Raw genomic sequence first — 26,107 nt, forward strand, 5'->3', positions numbered from 1 at the left:
AGCGACGGAGCCGGCCGCGGTTACGGCGGCTACGGCGAACCGTCTTCGCCGGCGGAGGCGCCTTACGGGGCGCCGGACCTCGCATCGGCCGGGCCGCTGCGTCCGCGCGGAAGCGGGTTCCAGAGCGGAGAGAACGTCGAAGGCTTGAAAGCGGCGGCGTCCGCCGCTTCGTACGGCGGCGACTCGACCGACTCGGCGCAGCGGGCTGTCCGCGGCGGCTCGGTCGACGTGCTGCCGGAACGCGGCCTGCGCGAGAACGGTTCCCGTGCTTCGGAAACGGAATCTTCCGACTCGGCGGACTCATCTCCGCGCGACCTGTCCGACGCGGAACGCGCGGCTCGCTCGCTCGAAGAGTCGGCGCCGCAGGGCGAAGAGCCGGACGACATTCTCGCGGAGCTTGATCTGTGAGCGCGGAGCATCCGTTTTACCGGCTTGCCCCGTTTATTCAGGAATACATTTACCGCAGCGGCTGGGAAGAGCTGCGCGAAGTACAGGTGGAAGCGAGCCGCGTGGTGCTCGATACGAACCATCATATGCTGATCGCTTCCGGGACGGCTTCGGGCAAGACCGAAGCCGCCTTTTTCCCGGCGCTGACGCTGCTTGACCAGGAACCGTCTTCGTCGGTCGGCATCTTGTACATCGGGCCGCTCAAAGCGCTGATCAACGACCAGTTCCAGCGGCTCGAAGGACTGATGCGCGACGCGCATATCCCGGTCTGGCATTGGCACGGCGACGTGCCGCAGTCCGAGAAGACCAAAGTCATGCGCCATCCGTCGGGCGTGCTCCAGATTACGCCCGAATCGCTGGAAGGACTGCTCATGAACCGCCCCAACGCCATTCCGGCGCTGTTCGGCGACCTGCGCTTTATCGTGATCGACGAAGTGCACGCCTTCATGGGCGCGGACCGCGGCTCCCAGGTGCTCAGCCAGCTCGAACGCCTGTCCCGCATGGCGGGCTGTTCGCCGCGCCGGATCGGCTTGTCCGCGACGCTCGGCGATTACGAAGCCGTGAAGTCGTGGCTGGCCGGCGGCACGCGTATTCCGGTCGAGCTGGTCTCGCCGCCGGGCGGGCGCAAGCTGCGGCTGTCGATCGAGAACTTCGCCATGCCGGACGCCCGCGACGAGCGGCAGAGCGAAGCGCTGGAGAACGCGAAGAAGTCGTACAACAACTTCATTTACGACCATACGCATCTCAAAAAAGCGCTGATCTTCACCAACAGCCGCACCGTCGCCGAGACGACAATTCTGGAGATGCGCCGGATCGCCGCGCTGCGTCAGCAGCCCGACGTGTTCCACGTGCATCACGGCAGCATCTCTTCGATGCTGCGCGAAGAAGCCGAAGCCGCGCTGCGCGAAGGCTACGGCCCGGCGGTCGCGGCGGCGACGCTGACGCTTGAGCTCGGCATCGATCTCGGCAGCCTCGAACGCGTCATGCAGCTCGGCGCGCCCTACTCCTGCGCCAGCTTCGTCCAGCGGCTCGGCCGATCGGGCCGGCGCGAAGGCGCGGTAGCGGAGATGATGTTCGTCTGCGCGGAAGAAGACGACGAGGAAGCGCAGCTTCCGGCACGGATGCCGTGGACGCTGCTGCGGGCGATCGCGGTATGCGAACTGTATGTCAAAGAGAAATGGATCGAGCCGCAGACGGTGCGCAAGCTGCCGCTCGGCCTGCTGTACCATCAGACGATGAGCGTGCTGCGCAGCTTCGGCGAAGCCGAAGCGGGCGAACTCGCCCGCGCCGTGCTGACGCTGCCGCCTTTTGCGAACTTTACGACGGAGCAGTACCGAGAGCTGCTGGAGTACCTGCTTGCGACCGACCATCTCGAGCAGACCGAAGACGGCATGCTGATCGTGGGCCTGATGGGCGAGCGCGTATCGGGCCATTACCGCTTCTACGCCGTGTTCCAGGACGAAGAAGAACATTCCGTCTACGACGGCTCGGAAGAGATCGGGTCGATCACGACCGTGCCGCCGGCCGGCTACTGCTTCTCGCTCGCGGGTCGGCTCTGGAAAGTCGAAGAAGTCGACAGCCGGCACAAAGCCGTCTACGTCAAGCATGCCAAAGGCAAAGTCGATACGCTCTGGCTCGGAGCCGGCGGCGACATGCATACGCGAATCGTGCGCAAGATGCGCGATATTTTGCGGGAAAACACGCTCTACCCGTATCTGGCGCCCAACGCGGCGGCCCGGCTCGAACGCGCCCGGCGGCTGTCCCGCGAGACCGGCCTGACCGAACGCCTCGTGCTGCCCGCGGGCGGCGATTCGATGTTCGTCATGCCGTGGATCGGCAGCCGGGAATTCCGGACGCTGGAGCGCCTGCTGAAGAACAATTTGTCGCAGCAGCTCTCGCTTCGCTCGATCGTCCCGATGGAACCTCATTACATGGTCGTGGCCGGCCGCACCGATGCGGACGAGCTGCAGCATCTGATCGTGTCCGAGAGCGAGCGTATGGAAGATTCGATCCAGATGCTCGACGAGTTCGAAGCGCCGTACCTCGGCAAATACGACGAGTTCACGCCGCCCGGCCTGATCCGCGCCGCTTTCGCCGCGGACGGGCTGGATCTGGAAGGGCTGCGCCGCGGACTGCGGGGTTCGGATTACGGCGCTTGACCGTGGATTCGGGCGTCAGGGCCGGGTTGTGATAGGCGCCGACAGCCGCAGGGACAGGGATCGCGGACGGTGTCGGAATGCGGATAATGGAAAAAGAAGCCTGTTCGCCTCGTGGAGAGGTGGGGAGGCTTCTTTTTGCTGCGGCTGCGGGGTTGCGGTAGCTGTAGGGATGGCGCTTTTGCGCGCGGGGCTGCGGTACGGACAATAGCTGCGTAAGTCCAGTTATTTGAGCACGAAAAGCCGCTTTTGGGAAAATAACTGCGCAGATCTCGTTATTTCGCGGTAAAAGAGAGTTTTCGGCGATCTGATCGGCGAATAGATGGATTCCTGCATCTATTTGACGCGGGAAGGACGATTTGAGCAAAATAGATGCTTCTGCGCAGTTATTTGCGTCCGCGCTGCTTCATGGCTGCTCCGCGAGCCCTCCGCGCCGTCGCCGTGCTGCTTCGCGCCTCCTCTGCGCCGACTTCGTGCGTTCTTCGCACGATCTAAGTGCTGCTTCCGCGCGCCCTCCGCACCGCCGCCGGGCTGCTCCGCGCCATCTTCCGCGCGTCCGCCCTCTCCGTCCGCACCCACCGTCCCCCGCCTGCAAAGCCGAAAGCCCGGACCTCGGTCCGGGCTGTTCGCGTATGTGCGCTCCTTACTCGACGCTTCGTCCGGACGCTGCCGCCCACGCCAACGCACGGTTTTCCAATTCGCCGACGTAAGCTTTTTTGGCAGGGCTGTAGCCGCTCGTGTCTGCGAAGCGGGCAGCCAGGTCGGCTTTGAGAGCGGCGTAAGCCCGGACTTCGTCCGGCGCGGCCCGCAGATAATCGCGAACGACCAGATGGCGCGCGATATGCGGATTGCCTGCCTCGTAGAAGTGGAGATGATGCGTGCGCGCCTCGCCGCCTTTGCGGAACAAACGGCGGCCGGGGATGCCCCAGTCGCCCGCGGCGTCGTACCCGAGTTCGATCATGCGCCCGCTGCCGGCGTCGACGACCGTCAGGTCGCGGACGATCGCGATCATGTCGATGACCGGTTTGGCGCTCATGCCGGGCACCGACGTGCTGCCGAAATGCTCGAACCCGACGATTGTATCGCCGAACAAGGTGCGCAGAAACGCGGCTTCCTGTTCAAACTTCGTGACCCACTGCGGATCGTAATCGGTCAGACGGACCTGCATGGCGATTCCTCCTTTGCGATCGGGGCGGACCGGCAGTCGAACCGTCCGTCCCGCGATCTCTTTCGCAAGCTTCGACGGATCGGAGCAAAATTCCTGCCGCATTTGTGCCAAACGGACATATCCGGCAGTCAAGATGCGTCTAATATAAAAAAGGGATAGAAAGGAGGCGGTGTTTTGGCAGAGCGGGCGGGGGACAGGGGCAAGGCGGCGGACGGATCGGACGGAGAGCGCCTGATTGCCGAATGGTTCGAATCTTATTACGAGGACATTTATCAGTATTTGTATTTCATGCTGGGAGATCGGGGCGGTGAAGCGGAAGATATTTTGCAGGAAGTGTTTATTAAGGCATACCGGAATCTGCATGCGTTCAAAGGACAATCTTCGCCCAAAACGTGGCTGACGGCCATCGCGCGGAACGCCGCTTTGGATGCGATGCGCCGCAGGCGCTGGGCGCTGACCGGTTTCGTATCCCACAAAGAGGACAAGGCGCCGCCGTCGGACGAGCCGGAACGAGCTTTGTTGACGGAAGAACGGCGCGCCCAAGTGCTGGGGCTGCTGGACGCGCTGAAGCCTGCACAGCGGGAAGTGATCTTTTTTCTGTATCAAAAAGAACGGAGTGTCAAAGAAACGGCCGCCCTGCTCGGCTGCAGCGAAGCGAGAGTGCGAACGACCAGCCACCGGGCGCTGCGCGTCCTGCGCAAGAACAGCGAATTTCAACAATGGATCGGGGGAGAAGCGAGCGATGGGGACTAACGGACCGAAGGGCGGAAACAGGCAGGAACCGGGCAGGGGGCTGATCGATATTCCGAAGCTGGATCCGCAGCGCAAAGAGCAGATTCGCAGCGGCATTCTGACCGGAATCCGTTCCTGGAAAAAGAGTGCAGAAGATCCGGTGCAGCCGCAGCCGCGCGGAATCCGGCGTCGACGGGTGCTGCTGGGGGGCGGATTGGGCCTGGCAGGGCTCGCGGCGGCGCTGAGCTTCCTGCTGCTTCAGACGACAGGAGATCCCTCTTCCGGATTGAACGTGGCAAGTCGGACGGAAAGCGCGATTGGCGAAGCAAGCAGCGGGGAGACGCCGGCATCCGGTGCGGCCGGTAACGAAGCGGTTCCGCAAGGGTTAGCGGCGCCGCTGCTGAGCTTGGGCTACGGGGAGTTTCGCGAGCGCTGGGAACAGGGTTCGAGCGCGGCCGGCGGCGAATTAACCGCCGTATCCGGCGAGGCAGAGGCGTATCTCGACAGTCTGCCGCATCTGGATGAATACCGTCAGGCTTTTGGCCGTCCGGAAAAAGGCTACCGGTATGCGGCATGGAGCAATCGCGACGACGGCCGCCTGCGCGAAATCACGTTTTGGCTCGGTCCTTCGACGAGCGGCCGGAACCCGGACCCGTCCGATACGGCTGTAATTCGTTATGTGACGGACGTGCTTCAGCCCGACCTGACGGATACGGAGAGAGAGCGGATACTGAACGAGCTGCGTTTTCGCGACTTCGAGCGAAAAGGCGGATCGCGAATGTCCGGGAACGAGAAGCTGCTCTACACGCTTGATCGAAGCGGCGAGCGCCAATATTTGACCGTCACCTTTTTGCGCGAACCGGAACAGCCGGACGAACTGGGCATCTGGCAGGACAAACTGCTTGATATCGTGCGAGAGGAAAATGGGACGTAGAAGAGAGGTGCGGAAAACGACAGGCATAGCAGGATCATAACCATATGTTTAAAAAATGTATGGACCGGATCTTGAAACGAATAATGTTCGGGAAAAATCGATTATTCTTCTTTTTATAATGGGATGGGTGTAGATTTCGAGTTGAAAAGCGAATGATTTCACGAAATATGCTTGACTCCGTCTCTGCGTTTGGATATGATGGTTTTGTTGAAAAGCGAACAATTCCATCACTTATCATATAATCATTCGTATATTCCCGGAGATAAGGTTCGGGAGTCTCTACCAGGGAACCGTAAAGTCCCGGCTACGGATAGGATGCTTTTCGCATACCTGCCGTCAGCCGGGCTTTTTTGCGCGTTTGGGACCTTGTCCGCTGCCGCCGCCCGCCATGCTGCCGAAATCCGAAGCACGTATGCGTCCACCCGAGGAGGAGACTATCCATCATGACCGATTCCCTGACTTTCGAAAATATCGAACGCAATGCCGCAGAGTCCAATCGATACGACTGCATTATCGTCGGTGCGGGTCCGGCCGGCATTTTTGCCAGCTACGAACTGACGCGCCAGGCGCCCGACTGGAAAGTGCTGCTCGTCGACAAAGGCCACGATATTTACAAACGCCGCTGCCCGATTCTGGAAAATAAAGTCCAGTTCTGTCCGCCTGCCGCGGGGCGCAAAGAGTTTGCGGGCTGCCTGCCGGCCTGCTCGATCACGGCGGGCTTCGGCGGTGCGGGCGCGTACAGCGACGGCAAGTTCAATATTACGACGGAATTTGGCGGCTGGATGACCGATTACCTCGCGCCTTCGCAGGTGCTCGACCTGATTCAGTACGTCGATTCCATCAATCTGGAGCACGGCGCGACCGAATCGATCACCGACCCGACGACCGATACGATCCGCGACATCGAGCAAAAAGCGTATTCGGCCGGGCTCAAGCTGCTGCGCGCTCAGGTTCGCCATCTTGGCACGGAGCAGAATCTGGAGATTCTGAAGTCCATTTTCGAATACCTCAAACCGCGCGTCGAGATGAAATACAAGGCGGAAGTCGACGACCTGATTACGGTAAAAGAAGGCGGAGAGCACACGGTCACGGGCATTCGTCTCAAAAACGGAGAAGAATACCACGCGCCGCGCGTCATGATCGCGCCGGGACGCGACGGTTCGGCCTGGCTGGCGGACGTGTTCAAAAAGCGCCGCCTGAAGCTGACCAACAACCAGGTCGACGTCGGCGTGCGCGTCGAGACGTCCGACGTCGTTATGCGCCAGATCAACGAGCATCTGTACGAAGGCAAATTCGTGTTCAATACGTCGGTCGGCACGCGGGTCCGGACGTTCTGCAGCAACCCGTCCGGCCACGTCGTGGTGGAGAATCACAGCGGCGTCATGGCGGCGAACGGCCACTCGTACAAAGACCCGGCTCTCGGTTCGCGCAACACGAACTTCGCGCTGCTCGTCTCGCACAAGTTTACCGAGCCGTTCGACAAGCCGAACGAATATGCCCGCGAGATCTGCGAACGCGCCAACGATCTGTCGAGCGGCGGCGTCATCGTCCAGAAGTATGGCGACATCCTGCGCGGACGCCGCTCCACGCCGGACCGGATTCGCGAAGGTTTCCTCGAACCGACGCTGAAGGAAGCCGTGCCGGGCGACCTCGGATTGGTGCTGCCCTACAACACGATGAAGAGTCTGATCGAAATGGTGGAGGCTTTGGAAAAAGTAACGCCGGGCATCGCGTCCGAACATACGCTGTTCTACGGCGTCGAAGCGAAATTCTACTCCGCCCGTCCGAAGCTGGACGAGACGCTTGAGACCGAGATCCACGGTCTGTACTGCGGCGGCGACGGCGCGGGCATCACGCGCGGCCTGGCCCAGGCCGGCGCGGCGGGCGTGCACGTCGCTCGCGGCATGGTGAAGAAAGCCGCAGCGGGCGGCCGTCCGGCTGCGGAGCGGACGCTGGCTTAGGATCGGCCGGGTTGAGCGGCCGGCCGATCGAGCCGCTTGGGCCGGGCAAGCCGGGTCGGGCAGGACCGGGCACAAGGCCGGGTAAGACCATGCAAGACCATGCATGGCCATGTAAGACCGGGTAAGACCATGCAAGGTCGCCCGGCAAGATCCGTTCGGCCGGCCGAAGCGGTCTCGGCAGCCGGAACGAAGGCGAAAAGGCCCGAATCCCTACAAACACATAGGGATTCGGGCCTTTTTGTGATGAATTTGTCGTTGGCGCTGGCGAACGGGTTCCCGCGGCTGAACGGATTCCTTCGGCTGAAGGCCAACCGGCAAAAGGAACGGCGAATTCGCAGCCGTTTCCCGCCTTCGCGACCGCTAGCAGAAATAGCTGCGCCAGAGCATCTATTTCCCCCAATTCGCGCCCAAAATCGCAAATAGCTGCGCTACTACATCTATTTGCCCGCTGAAGCCCAAACTTCGGCGGAAACACGCCAATTAGATGTATTCCTGCACCTATTTGCACAGGGACAAATTTTGCAGACGAAATAACTGCAGTTTCGCAGTTATTTCGCCGCCGGCATGTCGTCGGCTGCGGATAAGGCGCCCGAGACGTTCGCCGCCGCCGAAGCCTCATGCGAAGCACTCGCTTCCGCAGCTCGCCGCAGACTTTCGTACGTCTTGCACCGCCACCTTACGCCGTCCTCGTACCCGCGACTCGTCACCATCGCCGGCTTTTCGCCTCACGCCGTCCTCGTACCAGCGACTCGTCACCATCGTCGGCTTGTCGCCTCATGCCGGTCCTCGTACCAGCGACTCGTCACCGCGAACCCCACGCCGCCGCCCTACCCGTCAATCGCCCGCCAATTCCGCCGTTCCTGCCGGCATCGCCACCCAATGCCCCGGCGATACTTCGACGAGCGCGGAGCCTTCCAGCCCGTACTTGTCTTCGCGCGTATCTTCTTCCATCAGGACGCGCTTTTTCTTCGCTTCGATCGCCGGATCGGGGACCGGGATGGCGGCCAGCAGCGACTTCGTGTACGGATGCTGAGGGTTGCTGTACAATTCTTCGCTTTCGGCCAGTTCGACGATTTTGCCGGCGTACATGACCGCAACGCGGTCGCTGATGTGCTTGACCATCGACAAATCATGCGCGATAAACAGATACGTCAGGCCGAGCTTCTGCTGGAGGTCTTCCAGCAGCGTCACGATCTGTGACTGGATCGACACGTCCAGCGCGGACAGCGGTTCGTCGCAGACGATGAACTTCGGTTCGACCGCGAGCGCGCGGGCGATGCCGATCCGCTGGCGTTGGCCGCCGGAAAATTCGTGCGGGTAACGCAGCGCGAACGCCGGATCGAGGCCAACCATCTCCAGCAGTTCCTCGACGCGGGCGCGGCGCTGGACCGGATTTTGCGACAAGCCGTGCACGTCCATCGCTTCGCCGATAATGTCCAGAATTTTGAGCCGCGGATTGAGCGAAGCATACGGGTCCTGGAAAATCATCTGCATCTCGCGGCGCATCAGCTTCATCTCTTTCGGCGATAGCCGGTTGACGGCCATGCCGCGGTACAGCACGTCGCCGCTCGTCGGCTCGTGCAGGCGCAGAATCGCACGCCCGGTCGTCGATTTGCCGCTGCCGGATTCGCCGACCATGCCGAGCGTCTCGCCTTCGCGGATAAAAAAGCTGATATCGTTGACGGCGCGCAGCGTCCGGCCTTTGCCGAGATTGAAATGCTGCTGCAGCGAGCGGACTTCGAGCAGGGGGCGATCCTCGGGAAGCGCTGGCGTCCCGCCGCCCTGTTCCGTCAGGCGGCCTTCGACATGCCGTTCGGCTCCGTCCGCTGCCGCTCCTGCCAAGCCGCCACTTGCCCCGCCGGCTTCTCCGACCGAAGCACCCGCCCGTACCCGCTTGGGCTTTTTCGGTTCGTCCAGCCGCGGTAGGGCGTTGAGCAGCTTTTTCGTGTACGGATGCTGCGGATTCGCGAACAGGTCGGCCGTGCGGCCTTCTTCGACGATCTCGCCGCTTTTCATGACGACGACGCGGTCGCACATGCCGGCGACGACGCCGAGATCGTGCGTGATCAGGACGATCGACGTGCCGAACTTTTCCTGCATCTGCTTCATGACGTTCAGGATCTGCGCCTGGATCGTGACGTCGAGCGCGGTCGTCGGTTCGTCGGCGATCAGCAGCGACGGCCGGCAGGCGAGGGCGATCGCGATCATCGCGCGCTGGCGCATGCCGCCGGAGAACTCGTGCGGATATTGGTTGAAGCGGGTCTGCGGATCGCGGATACCGACAAGCTTGAGCATTTCGACCGCTTCTTCGCGGGCTTCGCGCTTGGAGATTTTGCGGTGTTTGCGCAGCGTCTCGGCGATCTGCTCGCCGATGCGCAGTGTCGGATTGAGCGACGTCATCGGGTCCTGGAAGATCATGCCGATCTCTTTTCCCCGGATCTGTTCCATTTCTTTTCTCGTTTTCTGCGCCAGATTTTGTCCCAGAAACAGGATTTCCCCGCTGTTGACGCGCGCGGAAGCTTCCGGCAGCAGCCGCATGATCGCCCGGGCCGTGACGCTTTTGCCGCTGCCCGACTCGCCGACGATGCCGAGCGTTTCCCCTTTGTGCAGGTCGAAGCTGACTCCCCGGACCGCTGCGGTCTCCGTTTCGCGTGCCGCGAAGGATACGCGCAAATTGCTGACTTGCAACAGTTTCTCCATTTTTCACAGGCCCCCGTTATGTATTCCATTATATTCCATGACCAAAAATGTTTTCGGATGTCTTGACTTTAGGAGACAAACAACCCTAAAATACGACTATAAATACGAGTATATCCATCGGAATTAAATGAGTCATTAAACGGATTATACATTTGCAACGTTTTAGGAGGCAAGTTTTTTATGGATATAGCTCGTAAAAATCAACGTTCGCCGTGGCAGCTGCCCGTCGGGCGACTCTATCGCAAGATGCTGGGCATTCCCGGTTACCGGTTCTGGCTGCTGCTGCTCGGGGCTCCCGTCAACCTGATCGTGCTTGCCGTATGGCTTGCGCGGCGCGGCAGCGGGGGATACGCGGCTCTGCGGGCTTCGGTGCTGGAAGAACTTCGGCAGTCGGGTTGGGAAAAAGAACTCAAGGAAGACTTCGCGCGGCAGTTGGCGGAGAAGCAGCGCTTTTTCAAGCAGCCCACGAATGCCAAAGAGACCGAACGCGAAGTTCATCGCCGGGCCGAAGAACGGCTGCAGGCCCGGGCCGACGAGATTACGGCCGAACGGGCGCGCAGCGGCGGCGTGGCGCGCAGCGATTACGCGGCGACGTTCGAATCGCTGATCGGCTATCCGGTCTTCGCGGTGCCGGCGGCGATCCTGGGACTGCCGATGGTTGCTTTGATGCTGCTGTACGCCAACGCGTACACGAAATACATATTCGAACGGCTGCTCATGACGCTGTTCGTGGTCGTGGGCGTGTCGGCCCTGGTCTTTAGCATTTTGCATCTGTCTCCGATGAATCCCGCCGCCAACATTCTCGGCGAGACGGCTACCGCCGAGCAGATCGATACGTTTAACCGGATCTACGGACTGGATCGGCCGTATCTGGCCCAGCTCTGGGACAATATCCGCGGCGTGCTGACGCTTGATCTGGGCAAATCGTTCGCCGGCAACGAAGACGTCGCTTCGACGATTCTGCGCAAATTCCCGGTCACGCTGACGCTCGCGTCGGTCTCGCTGGTACTGGCGCTGCTGGTGGCGCTGCCGATCGGCATCCTGTCCGCGGCGCGCCGGGGTTCCTGGCTCGATTACAGCTTCATGTTCATCGCGCTGATCGGCTTGTCCATCCCGAACTTCTGGCAGGGCCTCGTGTTCATACTCGGCTTCTCGATCAAGCTCGGCTGGCTGCCGGCGACGTACACGCCGGGCAATCTGTTATCGTTCATCATGCCGGTCGTCGTGCTCGGCACGGGCCTGACGGCGGCGGTGGCGCGGATGACGCGCTCTTCGACGCTTGAGGTCATGAACGAAGATTACATTCTGACCGCCAAAGCCAAAGGGCTCGGGCGCAGCACCGTATTAATGAAGCATACGGTACGCAACGCGCTCATTCCGATCGTGACCGTGGTCGGCCTCCAGTTCGGCGGGATGCTGGGCGGAGCGGCCATCACGGAGAAAGTGTTCAACATCAGCGGCCTCGGCAGCTACATCGTCGACAAGCAGTTCGTGCCGGACATTCCGGCCGTCATGGGCGGCGTCGTCTATACGGCGATCGCGATCTCGCTCGTCAACGTCATCATCGACGTCATGTACGCGTTCATCGATCCGAGAATCCGGACCAAGATGAAGCAATATTAGACAAAGGGGGACATGCGAAATGTCCGAATTATCGGTTACCGAACCTTCGGCCGCAGGTTCTTCCCCGTCGGGGCTGGATGCCGGCGGAGCCAAATCTTCGTCCGAATACGCGCAGGCCGGCTTCGCCTGGGTCGCTTCGCTGCTGCTGACGCTGCTGCTACTGGCCAACGCGTTCGATTACGCCGCCGGCACGATCAAGCCCGCGGTGCTGACGATCGCCGCGGCTTACGCTTTTTTTACACTCGTACAGATTCTGATCTCGCTCTTGATCCGTCGCGACCTGGCGACCGCCGGCCGGATCAAGAACCGTACGCGGGCGCTCGGCTGGGTGCAGCTGCTCAGCCTCGCGACCGGCAACGTGTTCGCTGCCGCCGCCGCGTTCCAACTGGTCAAAAAGGCCAAAACGCCGGAGTACGTATTCGCCGGGTACATGGTGCTGACCCAGATCGGCGTTATCGCCGTGTCGGCGCTCAACCTGTTCAAACCGTACGTCGCGGATACGTTCCCGCTCGGCATGCTGGTGCTGCTGATCGTGGCCGGCTTCCATCTGCTGACGATGATCCTGATCGCCGCGTTCGTCAAGCGTAACGCCGTGCCGCCCAAAATGACCGGGCTCGCGCTCGCGTTGATCCTGACGGCGGCGACCGGCAATCTGTTCGCGCTGCTGCTCGGCATCGTGCTGCTGGCGAAGATCCGCAGTCAGAAATCGCCGGCTTCCCCGAGATGGGAAGACGCGATCGACCGGTTGTCGAGAGGCACCACGTCGATGCTGGGGATGTTCTTCATCTTCTTCCTGTTCTCGCTGTCCGTGTCCAGTCTGTTCACGTTCGATTACGGCATGGCCGTCGAGAACAATTATAGCGCGATCCTCCAGACGCCGAGCCTGGCTTATCCGCTGGGCACCGACAACTTCGGCCGCGATTTGTTCTCGCGGATCGTGTTCGGTGCCCGGATCTCGCTGATCGTCGGCGCCGTGTCCACGCTCATTCCGTTCGTGATCGGGGGAATTCTCGGCGCGGTGTCCGGCTACTACGGACGTCGCACGGACAATATCATCATGCGGGCGCTCGACATCCTGTATTCGATTCCCGGCATCCTGCTTGCGATCGCGATCATCGCGGCGTTCGGCGCGAGCACGGTCAATCTGATTCTCGCGCTCAGCGTGGGGGCCATCCCGACGTACGCCCGAACGATGCGCGCCAACGTCATGATGGTGTCCACCTACGAATTCGTCGACGCGGCGCGGGCGTTCGGTTCCGGCAGCCTGTCGATCATTTTCAAGCATATCGTTCCGAACGCCATGGCTCCGATGATCGTCAAAGCGACGCTGACCATCGGCACGGCCGTCATCTCCACGAGCAGTCTCAGTTATCTGGGGCTCGGCGTGGAACCGCACATTCCCGAATGGGGCAACATTCTGAAGCTCGGCAGCGCGTATCTGGAAACGAATTCTTATCTGGCTGTCTATCCGGGGCTTGCGATCATCGCGCTTGTTCTGTCGTTCAACTTTTTGGGCGACGGGCTGCGCGATGCGCTGGACCCGAAACTGGACTGACCTTATCGGAATCGGCAAAAGAACACGGCTTGGCTTCGGACAAAAATATACAGTTTCACACTCACGGAGGGGGAGAAAAACATGCGTAATTCTTACAAGTTTACCAAGACGCTGACCGTACTGCTGCTGGCCTTATTGCTGGTGCTGGCGGGCTGCTCGTCGGTGACAACCAAGTCCGACACGGCCGCTCCGGCGGCGTCCACGGCGGACACGGGCGAACAGCCGGCCGCCGAAGCGACGACTTCGGCTCCGGTCGATATCGAGCTGCTGGCCATGACTTCGCAGGAATCGGACGTCAATATCATCCGCGACCAACTCACCAAGAACGGCTTCAACGTGAAGCTGAACCTGCAGCCGGATTACGGCAGCTTCAAAGCCCAGCAGGACGCCGGCAACTACGACGCCGCGCTGTCGAGCTGGACGACGGTAACCGGCAACCCGGATTACGCCGTGCGCTCGCTGTTCAAGACGGGCGGCGACTACAGCATCCTCGCCGACTCCGAGATCGACAAGCTGATCGACAAAGCGGCGACCGAATCGCCGGAAGATTACGTGGCGACCTACAAAGAACTTGAGCAAAAGCTCGTGTTCGACAACGCGTATATCGCGCCGCTGTACATCTCGCTCAAGAGCCAGGCGATCAACAAGGATATCCTGAATCCGGAATCCGTCCGCCTGTCCAAATCCCGCGCGCTGGCCTGGGAAGACATCGAATTCAAAGATTCCGCCAAAAACAAAACCGAGCCGCTCGTAATGACGCAGGCGATGTCCACGCTGACTTCGCTTGATCCGATCAAAGGCAACGACGGTTCGATCAATACGTTGAACACGAACATGTATGTGCGTCTGATCAACCTGACCGACGACGACAAGATCACGTCCGACGGCTCGCTGTCGCGCAACTTCAGCATCGCCGACGGCAACTCGGATTACTACTTCATCCTGCGCGACGATATCAACTTCGCCAAAGTCGAAGGCGACAAAGCTGTCGATACCGGCGAGCGCGTAGGCGCCGACGACGTCGTGTTCGCGCTGGATCGCGCGAAAAACAAAGACTCCGTGCCGGATCACCGCACGTACTCGCTGCACGAACATATCAAGACGGTCTCGGCGGTCTCCGATCTGTCCGAACTGGATTCCGCCAAGACGGCGGACGGCGGCACGGTCCGCGAAGCGCTGGAGCAGGGGCTTGAAGCGCCGATCTCCGCTCTGGTCGCGGACAAGACGCAGGCCGACAACGCGGCCGGCAAATACCAGGTCATCAAGCTGACGACGACCGAGCCTTTCCCGCAGGTGCTGAACTATCTGGCTCACCAATCGGCGGGCATCGTCTCCAAGAAGCAGGTCGAAAGCATCAACACGTACGACGTGGCCAAGTTCGACGTTACCAAAGACATTCCTTACGGCGACCAGAACACCGTTACGGAAGGCGCCGCTTACGACAACACGCTGTACGCCAGCGGTCCTTACATCCTGACGACCAAAAACGACTATGACGCGAAGTTCGTCAAGAACCCGGCCTACATGCCGGGAACGGAGAACGAACCGAACATCTCCAACATCTCGATCCGCTTTATCGCCGATGCCGACAGCGCGCTGGCGGCTCTGCGCAGCGGCGAAATCTATTCGTACTACGGCGTGCCGGAGACGAAATTCTCCGTAGTCGAAGGCGATGCCAAGCTGCAGCTCCAGAAGATCGAGAGCAACGCGGTCAGCTACCTGCTGTTCAACACGTCGGACAAGCGTCCGATCGGCAAGAGCGCAGACCTGCGCAAAGCCGTGCTGTACTCGATCAACCAGGACGAGATCCTGCAATTCTACGAAGGCAACAAGATCAAGGCGGCTTCCACCGTCAGCCCGCTTGTCGATACCGGCAACGTGCTGACCGCCGACCCGGCCAAGGTCAAAGAAGCGCTGGCGGCTTATGAGGCTGCGAAGTAAGACGGGGTGACCGGATCGGAAACATAATGCTAAGAAAAAAGGCACTTTCCCTCTCGGGAAAGCGCCTTTTTTGGGTTCTACGGGATGAGCTCGCCCGCCTCGATCATTCGACCGTCTTCGATCCTTACGATCCGGTCGCAGTAAGCCGCGATATTCGGATCGTGCGTCACGATGATGATCGTTTTGCCTTCTTGATTGATGGACTTAAGCAGCTCGATGATTTCCTGCGACGTTTTCTGGTCCAGCGCTCCGGTAGGTTCGTCGGCCAGAATGATGCCGGGATCGTTAATCAGCGCCCGGGCGATCGCGACGCGCTGCTTCTGCCCGCCGGACAAATTCATGACTTTCTCATGCCGTTTCTGTCCGATATGCAGCTTCTCCAGCAGTGCCGGCAGGCGGGCCGCCCGTTCTTTGCGAAGCTGCGGTTCTTTCATGTAGTTCAGCGGCAGCAGCACGTTTTTTTGGACGGAGTAGTGATCGACCAAAGCAAAATCCTGCATAACGAACCCCAGGTCACGGTTGCGAATTCGGGCCAAAGCTTTGGGAGACTGCTGTTCGACCGGGATATCGTTGAGGCGGTAGCTGCCGCCGCTCGGATGATCGATGCAGCCGAGAATATGGAGCAGCGTCGTTTTGCCCGAGCCGGAGGTCCCCATAATCGCGACCATTTCTCCTTTTTGTATGCTCAACGAAACGTCGTTCAAAGCGTGCAGCGCATGCTGCTTGGTTTTGAACACTTTGTTCAGGTTGCGAATTTCGATCGGGTTCATCGGCTTCTTCCTCTCAGCATGGAAGTCATGGACATTCGATTCAATCGGATGACCGGAATGGTCAAAAAGACGACAGCCAGCAGCGCGCTTACACTCAGGGAAACGGCGAGGTTCGAAAAAGCTCCGAATACGAGGGCCGTAACGAGATTGCCCAATGCCAGCAGCAGCAGAAATTGTCCGCCCAGCCGGAGCGCCAGATCTGACCGCGTGGCTCCCGACAGCAAATGGACGCCGAATTCGTAAATATGCTTTTCGATAAATTGCAAATAAGAGACCGTCACCGTAACGAACGTAAAGACCAGGATCAGGCTGGATAGAAGAATCTGGATTTGCAGCGATTTTTCTTTATCCTGGGCGACGAATTTGGATTGGTAGAGCATGCTTTTAAAAGCGAAAGAAAGCGTGTTGGATTCGGCCGCGCGTTGGACGATTTCAGCCAACGCGGACGTATCGTCGGTGGCGACGTAAGCTCTCGTAATTACGCTTTCGTAATCAAGCGCGCTTAACAAGTCGTTTTTGTTAAGCGGAAGCAAAATCATTCGGTCCAAATTTTTGAAATCCCTGGTTGCCATGATATCGATATAGGAGCTGTCTTGTTTTAAAATGCCTACAACTTGGTAGCGTTGGCTGCCGAGCGGGGAAAGAATGTCTCCCAGTTTGTATTTGAATGTAAGATCGCTGCCAATCAATATCGGAATGATTGAAGACTTTTTCTGATAATCTTCAGCCCTGAAAGTTCTCCCTTTCTCCACTTCAAGATTGAAATACTTAAAAAAGAGATCGTTCGCATAAACATAAGGAATAAATACATTGGCATCCGAGGTGTACAAAAATTCAGGATTGCCGAAAGAAGATTTTTTTAAATTAAAGGTAGAAGAATAAAGCGAAAAAGCTTCCACTTTATTGTTGGCATAGATCGAATCGTATATCCGGTTTAACTTCGGGATATTCTTGTCGTCTTGCAGTAAAAGGTTTTGTTGCATGTTTCCCGTAAAATTAATCAAGCCGTAAATTTCTTTGGTCGCGTTAAGCCGTTGAATTTCGTTCTTCATTTTACTCATGTCGTTCAAGCTCCAAGCGATCAGGTTGACGATGACCAGAAGCATGATCGTTTCCAGCAAAAGAACGAACGAATTGCCTTTATGCCGCCAAAGATCCTGTACCGAGTATTTCATTTGATTCATGGAAGGACAACCTTCTTTCTTGTCCGCTTTCTTTTATCATAGCGAGAAGTCGAGATGAGGGCGGTCAACGTGCCTATAATCATACAGAACAACAAGGCCAGCAGGCTGCCCAACAGGGTGACTTCCCGAATCAGTTCATGGAAAATACCCCATTTTGCGATTAGCCAGGCCAGAACGTTGCCAATGATAAAACTCAGCAGGAGAACGACCGCATATTCCCGAAGCAGCCAGAATCGGATCTGCCACGCATTCGCTCCGACCAAATGTCGGGCCTGGATCTCGTCTGTTTTGGACTGTACCCAGGACATGGTCGTGCCAAGCGTGCTCAGCATCATCAGCAGAAGAGCGATCCCGAATACCATGACGATAAAAGCCTGATCGCGTAGGGCGAGCATAAACCGATCCATGAATCCGGCAACCGCAGGTTCAATGGAATAAGAAAAAGCTTCGGGCTGTTCCGACATCCACTGACCCAGTACCGCGTTCAGATCGGTCTCGGAAATACCGTCAATGGAGTAGGGGCCGTAGGCCGGCTTTTCCGGATCGAGCGTAATCAAAATATTGCTGTTTCGATGCATATAACTGTTCACCCAAACGAAAGAGTCGAAGACCGGGTAAGCCTGACCCTGATAATAGAAATAGGGCTGTCCGTCCCGCACGATCGTGTTGTTCATCAAACCGCGATCCAACAAGATCTGGTTCGCCGGAAGGGAATCGGGACTTGGCCCGTGATCCAGAGGAAAAGGCAGTTTGGCCTGATGCAGGTAAACGGACTTGGCATAATAATTATCTTGGTCTTTGTAGAGAACGAAAGAATCGCTTCCCTGTTCGAGACGCTCGATAAGGTGTTTGTTTTTCAAATCGGAAGAGGCACCCGCGGCACCGGTATGTATATTGAATTGTAAGGCATTCTTCGTCAAGCCGTTCTGGATGACCTCTGTACTCGCGTAGGAAGTGAGCAGAGCGGAAAAAGACAAGCATGTAAAAGTGGCAACGACGACATAATAAATAATGAGATATAGCGATCTTTTGAGAAAAAACATGCATCCACGCTCCAGAACAAAATAAGACCCTTCCACATTAAGAAGAAGAGTCTTATCTTTAATTTTTCAAAGAGATTTCAGAAGACTTCTATAAGAAGGCTATCGATAAAAAAGAGGTATTTGCCGTAAAAAATAAACGCTGCCGGAAAACAAAACGTTACGGTTTTTTTGAAAAATAGGACGCCAACCTTTTCTCCCTATATTCCGGTAGATACACGGGAACTCCGACGCAGCGCAAAAAAGCAAAAAAACCGGCAGAAATCTCTGCCGGTTTTTCGAAATATGTGGAAACGGCCGCGAACAGGGGAGGAACCCGCTTCGCAGGCGGCAGCGCGCCGCCCGAGGCCGAGGAACTTGCGAAGGAGACAGGTTTACAGGCTGAACTTGGTCATCTCATGCTGGAGGTCTTCGGCCAGCTGGGACAGGTGACGGGCGGAGCCGTTGACTTCTTCCATCGTCGACAGCTGCTGCTCGCTCGCCGCGCTCACTTCTTCGAGGCCCGCCGCACCCTGCTCGGTCACGCGGCTGATGCTCTGCATTGCCCGGCCGATCTCGGCCGATTGGCCGGAAGCGGAAGCGATGGAATGCGAGATCTGCCCGATCCGGCCGGACACGTCGGCGATCGACTGCTGAATGACGGAGAACGAGGCGGAGACGCGGCCGGCGCCTTCCACGCCGTGCTTGACGCGGCCGGACGCTTCGTCCATGGAGACGACGGCTTTGCGGCTCTCGACCTGGACGGAACGGACGGTATCGGTAATTTGCGAAGCGGACTCCGCGGCCGACTCGGCCAGTTTGCGAATCTCCTGGGCGACCACGGCGAAGCCTCGACCGGCGTCGCCGGCTCGGGCCGCTTCGATCGAAGCGTTAAGCGCCAGCAGGTTCGTCTGCTTGGCGACCTGTTGAATAGCGGAGACGAGCGTGTCGATATCGGCGATGCGCTGTTCCAGCGAAACCATGACCGATCCGGTATGCGAGACGCTCGTATCGATATCCTGCATCTGGCGCAGGACGTCCTGCACTTCGTTCAGTCCGTCGCGGGCCGACACTTCGGTGCGTCCGGCCAGTTCCGTAATCGATTCGCTGCCGCCGCGGATGCTGTCCATGTTATCGGCCAGCTGCTCGGCGGAGTGGGTCACTTCCGACACCGTCTGCGTCTGCGCTTCGAATCCGTCGGCCAACGTGCTGGACGAAGAAGCGATATGACCGGACGCGACCGCCGTTTGTTCGGCGCTGGCGGTCAACTGCTGCGACGAAGCGGACAGCGTCAGAGCGCTTTCATCCACTTTGCGGATAATACTGCGCAGGCCGCCGATCATGCCGTTGAACGAGTTGGCCAACTGGCCGATCTCGTCGCGGGAACGGTAATCCGACTGCACGGTCAGGTCGCCTTCTTCGGCGCTCTGCATCAGCTGTTGGATCTTGCGCAGCGGAACGGAGACGGCGCGCGCGATCAGGTAGCCGAACGCCAGCGAGAGCACGATGCCGCCGACCAGCAGGGAGAGGATCAAGATCAGGGAGCCGTTCTTGAGCTGCACGGTCGCTTCGCTGCTGGCCTGTGCTTCGCCGGCTTGCAGCGCCGTGATTTGCTGCAGCATGTCGTTCGTCTGCTGGCGCAGCGATTGGACTTTTTCCGTGAAGACCGTATAGGCCCGCGTCTTGTCGTCCAGCTTGCTGAGCTCCACGACTTCCTGCAGCGCGGTGCGATAAGTCGGCACAACGTTGCGGAAGGCGGTGTATTCCTTCTCCATTTGCGCCGACATCGGAACTTGTTCGAGCTTCGCGTAAGACTCGTTGTTGGCGTCCTGGCGTTCCTTGAGTTGGGCTTGCAGTTCCGTGGACTGGGCCGCATTCGTCGAGACGATCATTTCCAGCACGATCGACTGCATGGTGACGTTGTTGGTCCGGACTTCGTCCAAAATCGCCATCGCTTTGACGTTCCGGTTATACATGCGTTCGGAAGCGGCGGATACTTTTTGGGTCGCGTTATATCCGCCTACACCGATGACGGCAAGCAAGACAGCGGATACAACGGTTAAAATCATGATCTTCCAGCGTACGTTCAAATTTCTCATGGCAGAGCCTCCTGGGTGTCTTTAAATGGATAATATTATCTGCATTTATTCATTTAAAGTTCGAATTTTGTCGAATATAAGTAAGTATTTTATATATCGGCAGGAGAATAAGATTTTAAAAGCGGTTTTTTGAATTTATTGGATGTTATTTTGTCGAATTAAGCCTTTGTGCCTAGTTCTTAAGTTTTGTTTCATAAAATAACTGATAACAGATAATAAAGCATGAAAAAAAGACCGGAATCCATGAACTTTACGTCCATGGATCTCGGTCTGTCGGTCTGTTCGATCGGTTCGTTCCCGCACTCGGAAAGGTACCCGCCGGGGGTATGCCGGACTTTCCTGCCAACGGCGGCCTGTTTCTCGCTTTACGCGTCAGGCTTCGGGATCGATATGCGCCGAATCGACGTATCGGCCGCTGGCCGGTACGGCCAGTTCGTCGAACCGGCTGCTTAACAGCTCCAGCCCTTCGGTCAGCTCGCGTCCGGCCATCGGCTCGCCGTGTCCGGTCACCGCTGCCGCAGGGCGAAGCGCCGCAAGCCGGGCAACCGAAGTGCGCGCCGCTTCCCAGTTGGGCGTGAAGTAGGTCGGCGGCCCGTGGATTTCCCGCCGCTGCGTCAGCACGGCCAATGCCGATTCCTGCTTGACGGTAATGAACGCGTCGCCGGCGACAAGCGTCCCGTCCGCGCTGCGAAACAGCGAGACATGGCCTTCGGAATGCCCCGGCGTGTGCAGCCAGCGCCAGTCCGGCAGGAACGGCATGCTGCCGTCGGCCGGCAGCGGCTTCACGCGGCTGCCGAGGTCGATGCCTTTGTTCGGGTAGAGCGGAGCCGAAGCGGCCATCAGGCCGCCGCCGACCGTCGGATCGCCGGGTGGATAATCCGCTGCTCCGGTCAGGAACGGAACCTCGAATTCGTGGGCGTACACGTCCACGTCGGGGAACAGTTCGAGCAGATCCTGAATAGAACCCGTATGATCGAAATGGCCGTGCGTCAGCAGGATCGCCAGCGGCTTCTCGCTGCCGAAACGCTCGCGCGCCTCCTTCATGATCTTGGACGCCGAGCCGGGCATGCCCGTATCGACGAGCACCCAGCTGCCGCTGCCGGGCATACCGATCAGGACGACGTTCGAAATTTTCGTACGCAAATAAGTGACGTCTTCGGGCAGGCGGTCTTCGGGACGGCTCGCATCGGGCGAACCGGAATTCGGATAAGCTTGCATGCGCGTTGCACCTCCGCAAATTTGGAATTGGGAAAAAGCTGGAATCAGACGGTTGCCCTGTTTTACCCGTTACAGAGAGCGCTGACACATCGGGCGCGGCAGGCGAGACGCGGCAGGCGAGAAACGAGAAAAGCCGGTCTTTTCCCGGGAAGGAAAACAACCGGCCGGCGCGGCGCCGCCAATTCGGCGTGCCGGCGGATATGCGATTATAGCGGCGGATTGGCGTGGCATTTGCGGCAGACGGGGAAGTAGCGGTCGTTGCCGCCGATCTGAATCTGTTCGCCGTCGTAGAGCGGCTTGCGGTTCTCGTCGACGCGGAGCGCCATCGTCGCTTTGCGCTCGCAGAACCAGCAGATCGTTTTCATTTCCTCGATTTTGTCCGCGTACAGCAGCATGTACTGGCTGCCTTCGAACAGCTCGTTGCGGAAGTCGTTTTTGAGGCCGAAGCCCATGACCGGGATATTCAGCTCGTCCACGATGCGCGTCATTTGCAGCACTTGTTCCTTCGTCACGAACTGCACTTCGTCGAACAGCACGCAGCTGATCTTTTTGCCGTCGTAATTGTTCACTTCTTCATATAAGTCGGTGTCCGCGTAGACCGAGATCGCTTCGCGCTTCATCCCGATCCGGGAAGACACGTGGCCGACTTCGTCGCGGTCGTCGATGCCGGAGGTGAAGATCAGGACGTTTTTGTTTTGTTCTTCGTAATTATGGGCGACTTTGAGAATCTCGATCGATTTCCCGCTGTTCATTGCCCCGTATTTGAAAAAAAGCTGTGCCATCATATTCTCTCCTTAGCTGTAAAGTCCGATCTCCATTGTAGCAGGAATGCGCCTCCGGGAAAAAAAGAATTATTGTCTCTTTACATACCCTATGGGGGTATATTATAATAGACGCATACCGGTACACTATCCATGCAAACGAAAGGAGCGGACCCATGGCGATTCGGAAAAATACGGAGATCGTGCTCGAACCCGAACACTGCGGCGTTCCCGGAGAAGACGGCAAACTGCCGAGAAAGAGCCATCACTCCGAAGCTACCAAGAGCAATCTCGTGTCCCGGCTGAACCGCGTCGAAGGACAGATCCGCGGCATCAAGGGCATGATCGAGAAAGATACGTACTGCGACGACGTGCTGAACCAGATCGCCGCCGCCCAGTCCGCGCTGAACAGCGTCGGCCGCCTGCTGCTCGAAGGCCATATGAAGAGCTGCGTGGTCGAACGTATCGAAGCCGGCGAGACCGAAGTGATCGATGAACTTCTGATTACGGTTAATAAATTATTGAAGTAAAAACTTCCCGGCCGCCCTACCAGCGACCTCAATCAAAGGCTTTGCTAACTGGACGGTCCAACCGGTTAGCAAAGGTTTCCCGAGGAGCGATTTCAATGAAGGCCGGGAAGTAAAAGGCTTCCCAAGGAGCGATTCCAATCCGGGCCGGGAAGTCCGCACACGTTCCCAAGTTCACTTTTACAACAAGTCACTCTCACAACAAGTTCACTTCTACAATCCGTTTTTTTACCATAATCCAACCATCCCACACCCCCAAGGAGGAACCACCCATGCAAACTGCAACCCTTAACGTCGAAGGCATGTCCTGCAACCACTGCGTCAAAGCCGTTGAAGGAGCCGTGCAGGAAGTCGGAGCCCAAGGCACGGTCGACCTGAACGCCAAAACGGTAGACATCTCGTACGACGAAGCCGCAGTCAGCCTCGACGCCATCAAATCGGCGATCGAAGAACAGGGCTACGACGTCGTCTAAGCCCGCCTGCCCCGATCCGGACGTTGCTGTTCGCGAGCTTCGTCCGGGCTTTATTTTCAATAAAATATACCCCCCAGGGGTACTAATTAGTAAGAAGGAGGCTATTCAGATGCAAAGCGCAACCGAAAACAAACCGGCGTCGAGCAGCGGTCCCACGCAGCAGGCGACGCTCCAGATCAGCGGGATGACCTGCTCCGCCTGCGCGATCCGGATCGAGAAAGGCTTGAACCGGATGCCCGGCGTCGCCGAAGCGAACGTGAACCTGGCGCTGGAGAAAGCGTCGATCGGCTACGATCCCAAAGCCACGAATCCGGCCGAGATCGAACGCAAGATCGAATCGCTCGGCTACGGCACGGTCAAGGAAGTGTCGGACTTCGACATTTCCGGCATGACCTGCGCGGCCTGCTCCACGCGAATCGAAAAAGGCTTGAACCGGATGCCCGGCGTGCTGAACGCGAGCGTCAATCTGGCGCTGGAGACGGCGCATGTGGAATATTCGCCGGGAGCGATGGCGCCCGCGGACATCATGCGCAAAGTGCAGCAGCTCGGTTATGAAGCCAAGCTGAAGCAGGAAGGTACGGAGCGGGATCGCGGCGGCGAAGAACGCAAGCGCGTGATCCGGCTGCTCACCGCCGCGCTGCTGTCGCTGCCGCTGCTCTGGGCGATGGTCGGGCACTTCTCGTTCACGTCGTTTCTCTACGTGCCGGACCTGTTCCTCAATCCGTGGTTCCAGCTGGCGCTGGCAACGCCGGTGCAGCTTGTGATCGGCTGGCCGTTCTACGTCGGCGCCTACAAAGCGCTGCGTAACGGCAGCGCCAATATGGACGTCCTGGTCGCGCTCGGCACGTCGGCCGCGTATTTCTACAGTGTATATCTGACGATCAATTGGGCAGCCGGCGGAGGCGCGGTTGGCGGCGCGGCCGGACCGGATATGGCGGGGATGTCCGGCATGGGCGCCCCAGGCATGCCGGCTCTGTATTTCGAGACGAGCGCGGTGCTGATTACGCTCGTGCTCGTCGGCAAATGGTTCGAAGCCCGGGCCAAAGGGCGTTCGTCCGACGCGATCCGCAGCCTGATGGGCCTGCAGGCCAAGACGGCGATCGTGATCCGGGGCGGCGAAGAAGTACAGGTTCCGGTAGAAGAAGTCATGACCGGCGATATCGTGCGCGTACGGCCGGGCGAGAAAATTCCGGTCGACGGCGTCGTGACGGAAGGGCTCTCTTCCGTCGACGAATCGATGCTGACCGGGGAAAGCCTGCCGGTCGGCAAAGAACCCGGTTCGCAGGTCGCAGGCGCGACGATCAACAAGAACGGCTCGCTGCTGATCAAAGCGACCAAAGTCGGCCGCGATACCGCTTTGGCCCAAATCGTGCGCGTCGTGGAAGAAGCGCAGGGCTCCAAAGCGCCGATCCAGCGCATGGCCGACGTCATCTCCGGCATTTTCGTGCCGATCGTGGTCGGCATCGCGGTCGTGACGTTCGCCTTTTGGTACTTTGCTGTCGATATCGGCAACTTCCCGGGCGCGCTGGAAAAAGCGATCGCGGTTCTGGTCATTGCCTGCCCGTGCGCGCTTGGCCTGGCTACGCCGACTTCGATCATGGCCGGCTCCGGCCGCGCAGCCGAGTTCGGCATCCTGTTCAAAGGCGGCGAGCATCTCGAAACGGCGCGCAGCGTCGACACGGTCGTGCTGGACAAGACCGGCACGGTAACCAAAGGCAAGCCGGAACTGACAGACGTTATCGTCTACGGCGACTTCGAAGCCGCGAATTCTACGGCCGAGACGGCGGCCGACGCTTCGGCGGACGCCGGAACTGCGCGCGAGAACGCCCTGCTGGCGCTGGTCGGCGCGGCGGAGAACGCGTCCGAGCATCCGCTGGCCGAAGCGCTCGTCCGCGGAGCGGGCGAACGCGGCGTCGCCATGCCTCAGGCGGAACGGTTCGAATCGCTGCCGGGCTACGGCATCTCTGCCGTCGTCGACGGCCGCGAAGTGCGGGTCGGAACGCGCCGGATGCTGCAGGAACTCGGTATTGAAGCGTCCGCGGCGCTGCCGGACATGGAGCGCCTGGAAGGCGACGGCAAGACGGCGATGCTCGTCGCCGTCGAAGGCCGTTTGGCCGGCGTAGTCGCCGTTGCCGACACGCTCAAGGAATCGTCGCCGGAAGCGATTCGCCGCCTGCGCGGCATGGGGCTGCGCGTCATGATGATTACGGGCGACAATCTGGCGACGGCGCGGGCGATCGCGGCGCAGGCCGGTATCGACGAAGCCGATGTGCTGGCGGAAGTGCTGCCGGAAGGCAAAGCGGACGAAGTGAAAAAGCTGCAGCAGGCCGGCCGCAAAGTGGCGATGGTCGGCGACGGCATCAACGATGCGCCGGCGCTGGCGACGGCCGATACCGGCATGGCGATCGGCACGGGCACCGACGTGGCGATGGAAGCCGCGGATATCACGCTGATGCGGGGCGACCTCAACAGCGTAGCGGACGCGATCCTGATGAGCCGCCGCACGATGGACAATATCCGCCAGAACCTGTTCTGGGCGCTGGGCTACAACGTGCTCGGCATTCCGATCGCCGCGATCGGGCTGCTCGCGCCCTGGTTGGCCGGTGCGGCGATGGCGTTCAGCTCCGTGTCGGTCGTGCTGAACGCGCTGCGGCTGCAGCGGGTCAAGCTGTGACCGCCGCGATCCGGGCCGGCGTCCGCAGGCTGCGCGCCTGACGTTTCGGGCCGCGATGCGGAGGCGGAGGCGGATTCGGATTTCGCAAAGATCCAGAAGAAAGTGCGCAGCAGCGTCGGAACAGCCGTATGGAGAGCATTAGCGCTCTCGGTACGGCTTTTTCTG

18 protein-coding genes and 1 riboswitch are annotated in these 26,107 nt (G+C 59.1%); of the genes, 10 read left to right on the top strand and 8 right to left on the bottom strand.

All coding sequences use genetic code 11. The annotated features are described in order from the left end of the window. The first annotated feature begins 404 nt into the window (after positions 1 to 404). Positions 405 to 2,606, top strand: a complete 2,202-nt coding sequence (locus FFV09_RS12850) for a DEAD/DEAH box helicase (RefSeq protein WP_141448198.1) — start codon at positions 405 to 407, stop codon at positions 2,604 to 2,606. Between the two features lie 640 nt (positions 2,607 to 3,246). Here FFV09_RS12850 and FFV09_RS12855 read toward each other — a convergent pair. After that, the gene (locus tag FFV09_RS12855) at positions 3,247 to 3,771 is read right to left on the bottom strand and encodes a GrpB family protein (protein ID WP_141448199.1); all 525 of its coding nucleotides are present in this window, start codon (positions 3,769 to 3,771) and stop codon (positions 3,247 to 3,249) included. Positions 3,772 to 3,945: 174 nt separating this feature from the next. Between FFV09_RS12855 and FFV09_RS12860 the strand changes: the two genes are divergently transcribed. From FFV09_RS12860 to FFV09_RS12870, 3 genes are all read left to right on the top strand, one after another. Next, positions 3,946 to 4,524 carry an RNA polymerase sigma factor gene (locus FFV09_RS12860; RefSeq protein ID WP_141448200.1) on the top strand — a complete coding sequence of 193 codons (579 nt, stop codon included), beginning with the start codon at positions 3,946 to 3,948 and terminating at the stop codon, positions 4,522 to 4,524. Continuing rightward, complete coding sequence (locus tag FFV09_RS12865; protein ID WP_141448201.1) at positions 4,514 to 5,437, top strand: hypothetical protein; 924 nt, start codon at positions 4,514 to 4,516, stop codon at positions 5,435 to 5,437. The genes FFV09_RS12860 and FFV09_RS12865 overlap by 11 nt, the downstream gene beginning before the upstream one ends. Positions 5,438 to 5,663: 226 nt before the next feature. Continuing rightward, positions 5,664 to 5,764, top strand: a riboswitch (purine riboswitch). 116 nt (positions 5,765 to 5,880) lie between these two features. After that, the gene (locus FFV09_RS12870; RefSeq protein WP_141448202.1) at positions 5,881 to 7,398 is read left to right on the top strand and encodes an NAD(P)/FAD-dependent oxidoreductase; all 1,518 of its coding nucleotides are present in this window, start codon (positions 5,881 to 5,883) and stop codon (positions 7,396 to 7,398) included. An 834-nt stretch (positions 7,399 to 8,232) separates the two neighbouring features. Here FFV09_RS12870 and FFV09_RS12875 read toward each other — a convergent pair. Next, entirely contained in the window at positions 8,233 to 10,098 is a 1,866-nt protein-coding gene (locus tag FFV09_RS12875) for an ABC transporter ATP-binding protein (protein ID WP_141448203.1), read from the bottom strand. A 180-nt stretch (positions 10,099 to 10,278) separates the two neighbouring features. On the opposite strand from FFV09_RS12875, the gene FFV09_RS12880 reads away from it, so the two are divergent. The 3 genes from FFV09_RS12880 (at position 10,279) to FFV09_RS12890 (ending at position 15,217) form a co-directional block, all read left to right on the top strand. Continuing rightward, positions 10,279 to 11,721 (top strand): ABC transporter permease, encoded by a 1,443-nt coding sequence (locus FFV09_RS12880; protein ID WP_141448204.1) that lies wholly within the window; start codon positions 10,279 to 10,281, stop codon positions 11,719 to 11,721. A gap of 19 nt (positions 11,722 to 11,740) precedes the next feature. After that, positions 11,741 to 13,276, top strand: coding sequence for an ABC transporter permease (locus FFV09_RS12885; protein WP_141448205.1), 1,536 nt, complete (start codon positions 11,741 to 11,743; stop codon positions 13,274 to 13,276). An 81-nt stretch (positions 13,277 to 13,357) separates the two neighbouring features. Then, positions 13,358 to 15,217: an ABC transporter substrate-binding protein gene (locus FFV09_RS12890; protein WP_141448206.1), complete on the top strand. Its 1,860-nt coding sequence runs from the start codon at positions 13,358 to 13,360 to the stop codon at positions 15,215 to 15,217. A 77-nt stretch (positions 15,218 to 15,294) separates the two neighbouring features. Here the strand turns inward: FFV09_RS12890 and FFV09_RS12895 are convergent, their stop codons facing one another. The 6 genes from FFV09_RS12895 to FFV09_RS12920 all read right to left on the bottom strand — a co-directional run bounded on the left by FFV09_RS12895 (position 15,295) and on the right by FFV09_RS12920 (position 22,289). Beyond that, positions 15,295 to 15,987: an ABC transporter ATP-binding protein gene (locus FFV09_RS12895; RefSeq protein ID WP_141448207.1), complete on the bottom strand. Its 693-nt coding sequence runs from the start codon at positions 15,985 to 15,987 to the stop codon at positions 15,295 to 15,297. After that, positions 15,984 to 17,171 carry an ABC transporter permease gene (locus tag FFV09_RS12900; protein ID WP_141448208.1) on the bottom strand — a complete coding sequence of 396 codons (1,188 nt, stop codon included), beginning with the start codon at positions 17,169 to 17,171 and terminating at the stop codon, positions 15,984 to 15,986. The genes FFV09_RS12895 and FFV09_RS12900 overlap by 4 nt, the downstream gene beginning before the upstream one ends. Continuing rightward, the gene (locus tag FFV09_RS12905) at positions 17,168 to 18,214 is read right to left on the bottom strand and encodes an ABC transporter permease (protein WP_141448209.1); all 1,047 of its coding nucleotides are present in this window, start codon (positions 18,212 to 18,214) and stop codon (positions 17,168 to 17,170) included. The genes FFV09_RS12900 and FFV09_RS12905 overlap by 4 nt, the downstream gene beginning before the upstream one ends. A 371-nt stretch (positions 18,215 to 18,585) precedes the next feature. Further along, complete coding sequence (locus FFV09_RS12910; protein WP_141448210.1) at positions 18,586 to 20,289, bottom strand: methyl-accepting chemotaxis protein; 1,704 nt, start codon at positions 20,287 to 20,289, stop codon at positions 18,586 to 18,588. Between the two features lie 372 nt (positions 20,290 to 20,661). After that, the gene (locus tag FFV09_RS12915) at positions 20,662 to 21,507 is read right to left on the bottom strand and encodes an MBL fold metallo-hydrolase (RefSeq protein ID WP_141448211.1); all 846 of its coding nucleotides are present in this window, start codon (positions 21,505 to 21,507) and stop codon (positions 20,662 to 20,664) included. 206 nt (positions 21,508 to 21,713) lie between these two features. Continuing rightward, positions 21,714 to 22,289: a thymidine kinase gene (locus FFV09_RS12920; protein ID WP_141448212.1), complete on the bottom strand. Its 576-nt coding sequence runs from the start codon at positions 22,287 to 22,289 to the stop codon at positions 21,714 to 21,716. A gap of 155 nt (positions 22,290 to 22,444) precedes the next feature. On the opposite strand from FFV09_RS12920, the gene FFV09_RS12925 reads away from it, so the two are divergent. The 3 genes from FFV09_RS12925 to FFV09_RS12935 all read left to right on the top strand — a co-directional run bounded on the left by FFV09_RS12925 (position 22,445) and on the right by FFV09_RS12935 (position 25,942). After that, the gene (locus FFV09_RS12925) at positions 22,445 to 22,798 is read left to right on the top strand and encodes a metal-sensitive transcriptional regulator (RefSeq protein WP_141448213.1); all 354 of its coding nucleotides are present in this window, start codon (positions 22,445 to 22,447) and stop codon (positions 22,796 to 22,798) included. Positions 22,799 to 23,067: 269 nt separating this feature from the next. Next, positions 23,068 to 23,268 carry a copper ion binding protein gene (locus FFV09_RS12930; protein WP_141448214.1) on the top strand — a complete coding sequence of 67 codons (201 nt, stop codon included), beginning with the start codon at positions 23,068 to 23,070 and terminating at the stop codon, positions 23,266 to 23,268. Between the two features lie 109 nt (positions 23,269 to 23,377). Then, complete coding sequence (locus FFV09_RS12935) at positions 23,378 to 25,942, top strand: heavy metal translocating P-type ATPase (RefSeq protein ID WP_141448215.1); 2,565 nt, start codon at positions 23,378 to 23,380, stop codon at positions 25,940 to 25,942. The last annotated feature ends 165 nt before the right edge of the window (positions 25,943 to 26,107 follow it).

It is taken from the genome of Saccharibacillus brassicae (assembly GCF_006542275.1).
Lineage (GTDB): Bacteria > Bacillota > Bacilli > Paenibacillales > Paenibacillaceae > Saccharibacillus > Saccharibacillus brassicae.